The organism is Rhizobium sp. NZLR10, assembly GCF_019685125.1.
Lineage (GTDB): Bacteria > Pseudomonadota > Alphaproteobacteria > Rhizobiales > Rhizobiaceae > Rhizobium.
This window is the reverse complement of sequence record NZ_JABDWE010000032.1, coordinates 24,943-34,869: the sequence shown is the minus strand read 5'-3', so window position 1 is coordinate 34,869 and position 9,927 is coordinate 24,943. Positions and strand designations below refer to the sequence as shown.

The following is a 9,927-nucleotide window of genomic DNA, read 5'->3' as shown; positions in this document are numbered from 1 at the left end:
CCAGGCTCATCCACGGTTGTAACCAGAGGGGGAACGGGCGACTTCGTCACGCCTCTGGCCGGGTGGCCACCCGGCCAGAGGCTCAATCGCTTCCATCGCACAAAATCTCTAACGTGCAGATACAAGGAGCCTAAACGGCACAACGCCAAACGTCGGCATCATGAAACCTTTCGATCTGTAAGCCGTTGTCGTGCTTATGACCGGCGCTAAACTTAATCCGATATCGGTCGACGGCACCGAACCGCAGGGTTCCGAGGCGTCGCTCGACGAGAAGGCATCGACTGTCGAGGTCGTGCCGCCGCCAGATGTCATCGAACCCAGTCCGGAAGTGACGCCCGAGGAGGCCGAGCAGGCACGCAAGAAGTATTTGCTCAAGCGTTTCTGGATCAGCGCCCGCCACTACTGGAGCCGCGGCGGTGACAGGCTCGCCTGGCCGTGCACACTCGGGCTGCTGGCGCTGATCGGCATCAATGTCGGTTTCCAGTATGGAATCAATCTGTGGAACCGCGGGATCTTTGACGCCATAGAGCGACACGATGCCGGCACCGTCTATTTCCTCAGCGCCGTCTTCCTGCCGCTGGTGCTCGGCACCGTCGCCGTTGTCACCACACAAGTCGCCCTGCGCATGATGATCCAGCGCCGCTGGCGTTCCTGGCTGACGACCGCCGTCATCGGGCGCTGGCTGGCAAACGGCCGTTATTATCAGTTGAACCTGATCGGCGGTGACCACAAGAACCCCGAAGCGCGCATTTCGGAGGATTTGCGGATTGCCACCGAAGCCCCTGTCGATTTCATCGCCGGGGTCATTTCCGCATTCTTGGCGGCTTCGACCTTCATCGTCGTGCTCTGGACGATCGGCGGGGCGTTGACGCTGCCGATCGCAGGTTTCACCGTCACCATTCCCGGCTTTCTCGTCGTCACTGCGGTTCTCTATGCCGCGATTACCTCCAGTTCGATGGCGGTCATCGGCCGGCATTTCGTCCAGGTCTCCGAGGCTAAAAATCAAACCGAAGCCGAATTTCGCTACACGCTGACGCATGTGCGCGAAAACGGCGAGAGCATCGCATTGCTCGGCGGCGAAGAGGAGGAGCGCAACGACCTCAACAAAACCTTCACCAATGTGCTCGGGCAATGGGCGCTGCTTGCCCGCCAGCACATGCGCACAACGCTTGTGTCGCATGGATCGATGCTGATTGCTCCCGTCGTGCCGGTCTTGCTGTGCGCTCCGAAGTTTCTCGAAGGCAGCATGACGCTCGGACAGGTCATGCAGGCTGCGTCTGCTTTCGCCATCGTCCAGGGCGCGTTCGGATGGCTGGTCGATAACTATCCCCGTCTTGCCGACTGGAACGCCTGTGCACGGCGCATCGCTTCGCTGATGATGTCGCTCGACGGGCTGGAGCGGGCCGAACAGAGCGACGCGCTCGGGCGCATCAAGCGCGGCGAGACGGAGGGCGAGGCGATGCTCAGCCTGAACGATCTCTCGGTGTCGCTTGACGACGGCACCGCCGTGGTCACGGAAACCCAGGTGGCGATCGAACCCGGCGAGCGGGTGCTCGTATCCGGCGAATCCGGGTCGGGCAAGAGCACGCTGGTGCGGGCGATCGCCGGTCTTTGGCCCTGGGGTGACGGCAGCGTCAATTTCCACGCCGACCGACGCTTGTTCATGCTGCCGCAACGGCCCTACATCCCGTCGGGCACGCTTCGCCGCGCCGTCGCCTATCCCGGCGCCGCCGATAGCTGGACGCTGGATAAGATCAAGGAGGCCCTCGCCAAGGTGGGACTGGATTATCTGAACGACAGGATCGAGGAAGACGCGCCCTGGGACCAGACCTTGTCGGGCGGCGAAAAGCAGCGGCTCGCCTTTGCGCGTCTCCTGCTGCACACCCCCGATATCATCGTGCTGGATGAAGCAACCTCGGCACTCGATGAGAAGAGCCAGGACAAGATGATGCAGATGGTGATCCAAGAATTGCCAGAGGTGACCATCATCAGTGTCGCACATCGCGCCGAACTCGAAGTCTTCCATAGCCGCAAGATCACCCTGGAGCGGCGCGAGGGCGGAGCAAAGCTGGTCAGCGATATCGATCTGATCAAGCGCAAGAGAAAGCGGACCTTATTGTCACGCGTTTTGGAGAACCGCCGCTCCCTGCCGAAGGCCGGCACGGCCGCGAACAAGGCGGCGCAGCCGCGGAATGAGAAATGACGTCCGCTTGGGCGCAGAATTCATCGGTCGCGCAAGGGAACCTCCGCGCTGGCAATCCGATCCAGATTTTCGATCAGCCGCTTGAGCAGATCGACAAGCTGTGCCGATTCCGCATCCGTAAACCCTGCCAATGCCTCGTTATTCCCTTGGAACAAGGCGGCAATCGCCTCCGGCATGGCTTCTTGTGCAGCCTTCGTCAGCACGATGCGGCTGCTGCGCCCGTCAGCCGGGTCGCGTGTCCGCGCAATCAGGCCATCCCGCTCCATGCGGGTAAGCATCTGCGCCATCGGCGGTTGCTCTGTCCTCGCAAAGCGGGCGAGATCGCGCTGCGTGCTTGCCTTGCCATCTTGCAGCGCCACCAGCACCGGCAACTGGCCAACACCGAAACCGAGCGGTTTGAGGCGTGACTCGCTGAGCCGCGCAAACCCCCGCGCCGCGAGACTGATGAGATGCCCCGGCGTCGACAGCACGTCTTCGTCCATTCCATTTACCCTTTTTCCCACGCGCTTGACTGCAAGATATATACGTACATATATATATTCATGCACGGCGTTCGACAATGCCGTTTCGACAGCGAATGTTTCAATTTCCACGGAGGGAACCGATATGTCGCAAAATGATGTTGAGATGATCAAGCGCATCTATGCCAGCTTCAATGCGAGAGATATCGACGCGGTCCTTGCCGTGCTGTCCGATAATGTCGCCTGGGCCAACGGCATGGATGGCGGCCATATCCATGGTCGTGAGGCCGTGCGCGACTATTGGACAAGGCAGTGGGCTGTCATCAGCCCGCACGTCGAGCCGGTCGAATTCGAAAAAACCGAAGATGGCGCCGTCGCTGTCGAGGTGATCCAGTCGGTCTTCGACCTTGATGGCCGGCCGCTTGAGGGGCAGACCCACGGCCTGAAGGACAAGACCGTGACGCATATCTTCCGCATCGCAGGCGATGGGATTATTCGCTTCGATATCCAGGATGCCTTGTAAGCCCGCATGCTCTGTAAGCTTGTACTGACTATGCCGGGGACGACCATCGATCCCTCGGCGGCCCAGCCGAACCGCCTAATGCGAGGCCGCCTCGCTTGCAACTGCCGCGCCCTTTTGGCTCCGACTAGATCCGACCGGGATCAGCCACGTTGTGAAGAAGGTCAGCACCGCGACGACGACCACGCCCCAGAAGCTCCAGTGCAGGGCTGCGTTGAAGACCGAGCGGATCGCCGGGTCGGCGGCGAGCGCAGAAAGCCCGGTCGGCTGGTTCAGCGCCTCGCGCAGGCCGGCCGCCGCCTCGCCGCCTGCATAATGGTTGATGCCGGCATTGAGAATGGCGCCGAGCACGGTGGCGCCGAGCGTATTGCCGAGGCTGCGGGCAAAGATGATCGAGGCGGTGGCGCTGCCGCGCATCGACCATTCGACGCTGTCCTGCACCAGCACGATGCTGGTGAGGCTGATCAGACCCATGCCGAAGCCCATGAAGAAGGAGCCGGCGCCGGCAAGCGCCGGCGAACTCTCAGGTGTCAGGAACAACAGGAAACAGGCGCCGAACGGAAAGAGCAGGCTGCCGACCCGCAGCGTCCGGCGGATGCCGAAGGCTTTGTAGAAGCGGCTGGAGAGCATGACGGCCAGCGGCCAGCCGACGACCAGCATGGTGAGCGTGAAGCCGGCGACAAGAGGCGAGCGGCCGAGCACGCCCTGCACATAGAGCGGCAGGATTGTCGAAAGCCCGATCAGCGCCATGCCGGCCAGCAGCGTCGCCGCATTGCTGGTGGCGATCAAGCGGCGGCTCCAGAGCGGGATCGAAATAATCGGCTCCGGCGCCCGCTTCTCCTGGGCGAGGAAGAGAATGCCCGAGACGATGAAGACGGCGAAAAGCGACAGCAGGATCCAGGCGCTCGCATCGGTTTCCGTCAGCATGACCAGGAGCGCGACGATCGAGATCGAAAACAGTACCGATCCGAGGTAGTCGATCTTTGCCTGCTTGTGCGCCACGTCCTCCTTGAGGAAGACCATGAAGGCGATGATCGAGATAATGCCGATCGGCAGGTTGATCCAGAAGATCCAGGCCCAGGAGATATTGTCGACGATGATGCCGCCGGCAAGCGGCCCGACGACGGCCGACGTCGCCCAGACGGTCGCCATTGCACCCTGAACGCGGCCGCGCTCCTCGAGCTTGAAGAGATCGCCGATGATGGTCATCGTCACCGGCTGGATCGCGCCCGCACCCAGCCCCTGCAACAGCCGGAACAGCACCAGCGACATCATCGACCAGGCAAAGCCGCAGAGCAAAGAGCCCAGAAGGAAAATCAGGATGCCGCCGATCAGCACCGGCTTGCGCCCAAAGATGTCGGAGAGTTTGCCGTAGATCACGGTCGTCGTCGACTGCGCCAGCAGGAAGGCCGAAAACACCCAGCTGTAATAGGAAAAACCGCCGAGCTGCCCGACGATGCGCGGCATCGCGGTTGCCACGATCGTTGCCTCGATCGCCACCATGAAGGTCGCGACCATGATGGTGGCGACGATAAGCACGCGGTTCGAGCGTTGCGCTGCATTCGACATGACGATCCTCTTCGGGTGCTCCGCAGATGCCGGGAATGTCGGCAGGCTGGCTGGGATGTGGGGCGATGCGCCGCTTGCGGAGTGATGGGTAGTTTTACGTCCGCAAGCGCGAGTCGTAAAGCCGTTCTCGCGGCTCTTATTTTCACGTGATTTCGCAGCCGCGACGGCCGAAGCGAGGGCCGGCGGGCCGGGCCTTCATCCTGTCAAGAGGTCAGGCGGACATCCGCTTCATCCTCATTGCGGGCAGGCCTCGCTGCCCGAGCCGGTATTCGCGGAACCGGCGGTGCAACCCGGCGTCGGCTTGAGATCCGGATTGACGCCGCCGGGATTGATCGTGCTGCGGCCGCTATTCAACTCGACGCCGCCATTGCCGGTGGTGCCGCCGCTCGTGCTGCCGGTGGTGCCGGGATCGGTCCCGACAGAACCGCTGCCCGCCGAACCAGTGCTGCCAGAACCGGCACCGGCCGAACCCGCACCCGAACTCCCCGATCCGCCAATGATCGGCGCCACCGACAGCCGCCCACTGGAATCTGCTCCACCCGTCGTCTGCGCCAGCGCCGTGCCGGCAAGACCGATCGAAAGTAGCGATATCGCGATGAATTTGCAGGACATAATGTTCTCCATGCTTGTTGACTCAGGGGGAACCAGCTCGGCGGCGGCATTGTTCCTGCAATGTCGCGATTTTCAGGTTGTTGACGGTATAAGCGGGGGCATCGGTGCAAGGTGGGAAAATTCGGATAAATTCGCGCGCCGATTGTTTTCTTTTCGGCGACTGCTAATGTGGCCCGCCCATATTCAAGGTGCCCTTCTTTGCCGCTCTATCGATTAATTGCTGTTTGTCTTGCTCTGCTGATGCGGCCCGTCGTCGAGGTCCTAGCCACTGCCGTCTAGTTAAACCGGAAATTCAAGGTGGCTCCTGGACAGGGGACATTTCTTTAACGCATCATCGCCTCATTTTCGGCAGAGCGCTAGGTAGCTTTCAGATTGTTGAGATTGCTTATTTTACGATGGGAGTTCCCACTACTTCCAGCGCTCTTCGCGCTGGCGTGCCATTTCGTCATTGTCTTCCAGGAGTTCTATAAACCTGGCCCAAAAAGCTGGGAGACCTCAATGCTTTGCGTCCCTATTTTTGCTTATATTTGGGCGAACGTTTTCTCGATCCTGGTAGATCAGACGGCCGTTTCGATGCTGTCAGCCTCACTGGCGACGGCTCTTCCGTGCGCCTGTTTAGCAATCTATTTCATCTACTCGCGCCAGATTAAACGCAAACCTGACCCGCAGATTTCAACCGCCAAGGCGTTAGGCATTGCGCTTTCAGGTCTGGCTCTAGTTGCGCTAGCTGCATATGGCATGGGTCAAATCACCACATGTACCAACGCGAAGTGCCGAGGCGGGACCGAGCTATTTGGTCATTTCAGATTTGGCGCGTTTTATCTGATTTGCCTTTGGGGCGGCTGGATCAGCATGTGTTCCTTTCTGATTCTCCATGACGTTTTGAGGCGGTTTTTCAAGTGGGCTATCAAATGATGACGGGGTTATGCCTGCGCCGCCGGATGGGCCATATCCTCCTCGGTCATTTGCATTTGCGTAAGAGCTTCACCGGAAGCCTTGCTGAAGTTTTTCGCAGAAACGATAGTTGAAAATCTCCCGATACCATGCAACTTGCGAGCGGGTTTGGGGCTATTTCAAATGTTTTCATTTCTCTTCAGTTTGCAGGGCTTGTCGGTTGCGGTTTTATGTTCGACCGCCGTTCTTCTTCCGACTTCGAGGATTGCGGCAGATAAATGGGCAGAGAAAGTCTTTCCAGATCCGCTCAAATGCGCCTTCACAGAAGGGGCAATATCATATTACGCCGATGATCAGGCGATCAATATCACCGTCGCCATTCCAGACGAGGCCAAAGCAAGCCTCAAGACGATGGAAAGAAAGATAACGGCGACATGCACTTCGAATGACATGCCGCTAATAAATGTCGCTACAAGTGGTGAATTCTTCGGAAGCAGATACACCCAGTTCAGCATGCCGATCTACGCTCTCGATGCTGGCGGCGGCTGCATGTCGCCCTTCTACTACTACTTTTCGTTCCCGGAAAAAGTAAAGACGCTGCATGACAACATCCTGCAGCGCACGGGAAGGGACCTCAAAGTACTTTCCGGATCTGGACAGAACGAGCCCGTTGATGACCGAGGATGGATCACCGACTACGGTGATCATAGCACCTATTCCTGTTCCATGGAGGAAGGGTTCTGAGCTATTGTCCCTCTAGCTGAACACCTTTATGGCAGCGGTTGCGAAACTTCCGACTGGAGGAGACTTGAGTTCCGTGGTGGAGGCTCACACTCGTCTTATTCGGCCGCGAATGCCATTTACATGCGTGCTGCCCAGATGCTGCCCGCAGAAAAGGCCTCACCGTACTTCGGCGCATTATCTCAATAACATGTTGAAATCTGAAAGAAAAATGGTGCCGCTTGCAGGACTCGAACCTGCGACCCCATCATTACGAATGATGTGCTCTACCACCTGAGCTAAAGCGGCATCTCACGGCCGAAGCATGCGGCCTACGATTTGCATGGCGCTGATACAGCCATTGTCCGAAGATTTCAAGCGCCCTGTCATGCCTTTGGCAAAAAAGAGGGCAGCGGCGGGGAGAGCCGGTTCAGAGGCTAAGCCGGGCGCGAGCGGCCTTGTATTCGGCCTCCAGCCGGTCGACGAGGTTGGCCACCGGCTCGACGGCCTTGATGGCGCTGATGCCCTGGCCGCTGCCCCATATGTCCTTCCAGGCCTTGGCGCCGCCGACCGCCTGTTCGAAATCCATCTTCGAGACATCGGCTGCGGGCAGGTTGTCGGGGTCCATGCCGGCGGCGACGATCGAGGGCTTGAGATAGTTGCCGTGCACGCCGGTGAAATAGTTGGAATAGACGATGTCGGCCGCGGCACTTTCGACGATCGCCTGCTTGTAGGCTTCGGTGGCGCGTGCCTCTTGCGTGGCGATGAAGGGCGAGCCGATATAGGCCATGTCGGCGCCCATCGCTTCTGCTGCGAGAATGGCGCCGCCGGTGGAAATCGCACCGGCCAGCAGCAGCGGCCCGTCGAACCATTCGCGGATTTCCTGGATCAGCGCAAAGGGCGACAGCGTGCCGGCATGGCCGCCGGCCCCGGCCGCCACCGCGATCAGCCCGTCGGCCCCCTTGCGGATTGCCGAATGGGCGTGGCGGTTGTTGATAATGTCATGCAGTACGATGCCGCCATAGGAATGCACAGCCGCATTGACCTCAGGCACCGCGCCGAGCGAGGAGATGACGATCGGCACCTTGTATTTGACGCAGAGCGACAGATCGTGCTCCAGCCGCTTGTTCGACATATGGACGATCTGATTGACGGCAAAGGGGGCAGCCGGCCTTTCGGGATGGGCGGCGTCGTGGCGGGCAAGCTCTTCGGTGATCTCGGCCAGCCATTCGTCGAGCTGGCTTGCCGGCCGGGCGTTCAGTGCCGGAAACGCCCCGATGACGCCCGCCTTGCATTGCGCCAGCGTCAGCGCCGGATGCGAGATGATGAACAGCGGCGAGCCGATGACCGGCAGTCTCAATTTGTCTTTGAGGATCGGGGGCAGGGCCATGCTTCATCGCTTCCATTGACGTTTACGAAAACGTCAACCTCTTAACAGAGAAGAAAACGCGATAAAAGAGCGGCTGCCATGCCTTCGTCGATTTCAGCCCGAATATATACGTCCGGGAAAGCTAATAAAATAAGCCCCGTAAGCGGTGAAACTCGGCAATAATCCCGCCGATGAACCGCAGCCGGGCCTGCAAGGCTTGCGGTTTGCCGCGCTTGCCGCTACCGAATTTTGATGGAGAACGGCGGGGATTGCAGTCCGATGCCGGGTTCAAGGTGAAGGACTGAATGTGAGCGGATTAGAAACGGCCATCAGAACAGCGCTCGAGAATTCCGATCGCGACAATCCGGAGGTTCGAGCGAGGATCTATCAGTCGGCCCGCCAGGCGCTTGAAGCCGGCCTGCGCAAGCAGGATATCACCGATACCGAGGTCGTTGCCCATCACCGCCATCGCCTGGAAAGCACCATCCACGCCATCGAAGGCGAGGAGCGCGACCGCCTTCACCCACGCCAGAGGCCGCCTGAAGTGCCCGTGCCGCCTGTTGTGGAAATGCCGGCGCCGCCCATTCACAAGGGTGATGTGGCCGATATCGACAACCTCATCGACAGCCCCGTGGCCGCAGGCGAGACCCGCGCCCCCGAAGTGGCCCACGGCCGCAGCGACGATTTCAGTCTCGACGACGTGCATGCGGGCAGTGCCGATCACCTGGCTGCCGCGCCCGTCGGCGAGGAGCGGCTTAGCCGCGGCCAGCGCGCCACCAATATGGATTTCCGCCCGGAACGGGCGGCAGGCCGCCGCAAGCCGCGCAAATTCTTTTCCAGGCTGCTGGTCTGGTGCGTCCTGCTTGCCTTCATCGGCATCGGCGCCTGGTGGGCGCATACGTCGGGCCTGCTGCTGACGGCGGCCGAGCGCGACACCAGCGTCGCCAATCCGCCGGCCAGCACCCAGCCCGAGGATTTCACCGGCAATGACGACAATGCCGCTCCTCACACCGACGAGCCGGTGACCATCGATCCGCAGAACAGCTTTTCGGCCGATTGGATCCCGCTGTTCAAACCCGAAGAGGCCGACAAGATCCAGAGCGGTCCGCGGGCGCGCACCGAAAAGATCACCGAGAATGACGGCCCCGCCATCCGCCTGATTTCTGAGAGCGGCGCAGCCGACGGCAATATCTCGATCAGCGTTCCCGCCACGGTGCTGCAGCAGCTTGCCGGCAAATCCTCGACGATCGCGCTGACGCTGCAATCGACCACCGACGAGCCAACGCAGGTCACCGTCGAATGCAATTTCCAGTCGCTCGGCAATTGCCCCCGCCATCGCTTCAACGTCACCCGCGAAAAGTCGGATGCGCTGCTGCAGGTGAAATTCGATCGCTCGCTGGCGCCGAATGCGCCGGGCACGCTGACGATCAACAGCGATCTCGACGGCAAGGCGCGCGGCATCAACCTCTTCGCGATCCGCATCCTGCCGGGGCAGTGATCTCAGCCCCGGCAAAGCCGGTGGCGCCAGCCTCGGCGAAGCCGATGGCGCCGATGGCTTTCCGCCCGCCGCCTGTTTCAG

9 protein-coding genes and 1 tRNA gene are annotated in these 9,927 nt (G+C 60.4%); 5 read left to right on the top strand and 5 right to left on the bottom strand.

What is annotated here, in order from left to right:
• Positions 1-196: 196 nt before the first annotated feature.
• The gene (locus HJB82_RS30980) at positions 197-2,203 is read left to right on the top strand and encodes an ABC transporter ATP-binding protein/permease (protein ID WP_221142342.1); all 2,007 of its coding nucleotides are present in this window, start codon (positions 197-199) and stop codon (positions 2,201-2,203) included.
• A 20-nt stretch (positions 2,204-2,223) separates the two neighbouring features.
• Here HJB82_RS30980 and HJB82_RS30975 read toward each other — a convergent pair whose 3' ends face one another.
• Complete coding sequence (locus HJB82_RS30975; RefSeq protein ID WP_207582768.1) at positions 2,224-2,685, bottom strand: MarR family winged helix-turn-helix transcriptional regulator; 462 nt, start codon at positions 2,683-2,685, stop codon at positions 2,224-2,226.
• A gap of 124 nt (positions 2,686-2,809) precedes the next feature.
• Between HJB82_RS30975 and HJB82_RS30970 the strand changes: the two genes are divergently transcribed.
• Positions 2,810-3,187: a nuclear transport factor 2 family protein gene (locus tag HJB82_RS30970; protein ID WP_221116144.1), complete on the top strand. Its 378-nt coding sequence runs from the start codon at positions 2,810-2,812 to the stop codon at positions 3,185-3,187.
• Between the two features lie 75 nt (positions 3,188-3,262).
• On the opposite strand, the gene HJB82_RS30965 is transcribed toward HJB82_RS30970, so the two are convergent.
• Both HJB82_RS30965 and HJB82_RS30960 read right to left on the bottom strand, forming a co-directional pair.
• A complete protein-coding gene (locus tag HJB82_RS30965; protein ID WP_207582770.1) occupies positions 3,263-4,753 on the bottom strand; it encodes an MDR family MFS transporter in 1,491 nt (496 codons plus the stop codon).
• Positions 4,754-4,987: 234 nt separating this feature from the next.
• A complete protein-coding gene (locus tag HJB82_RS30960; protein WP_207582771.1) occupies positions 4,988-5,365 on the bottom strand; it encodes a hypothetical protein in 378 nt (125 codons plus the stop codon).
• Positions 5,366-5,863: 498 nt separating this feature from the next.
• Between HJB82_RS30960 and HJB82_RS30955 the strand changes: the two genes are divergently transcribed.
• Complete coding sequence (locus HJB82_RS30955; RefSeq protein ID WP_207582772.1) at positions 5,864-6,280, top strand: hypothetical protein; 417 nt, start codon at positions 5,864-5,866, stop codon at positions 6,278-6,280.
• 162 nt (positions 6,281-6,442) lie between these two features.
• Positions 6,443-7,003 carry a hypothetical protein gene (locus HJB82_RS30950; protein WP_221142341.1) on the top strand — a complete coding sequence of 187 codons (561 nt, stop codon included), beginning with the start codon at positions 6,443-6,445 and terminating at the stop codon, positions 7,001-7,003.
• Between the two features lie 209 nt (positions 7,004-7,212).
• Here the strand turns inward: HJB82_RS30950 and HJB82_RS30945 are convergent.
• Together HJB82_RS30945 and HJB82_RS30940 are read right to left on the bottom strand one after the other, a co-directional pair.
• Positions 7,213-7,288, bottom strand: a tRNA-Thr gene (locus HJB82_RS30945).
• 121 nt (positions 7,289-7,409) lie between these two features.
• A complete protein-coding gene (locus HJB82_RS30940; RefSeq protein WP_207582774.1) occupies positions 7,410-8,369 on the bottom strand; it encodes a nitronate monooxygenase family protein in 960 nt (319 codons plus the stop codon).
• A 286-nt stretch (positions 8,370-8,655) separates the two neighbouring features.
• On the opposite strand from HJB82_RS30940, the gene HJB82_RS30935 reads away from it, so the two are divergent.
• A complete protein-coding gene (locus HJB82_RS30935; RefSeq protein WP_207582775.1) occupies positions 8,656-9,846 on the top strand; it encodes a regulator in 1,191 nt (396 codons plus the stop codon).
• Positions 9,847-9,927: the final 81 nt, after the last annotated feature.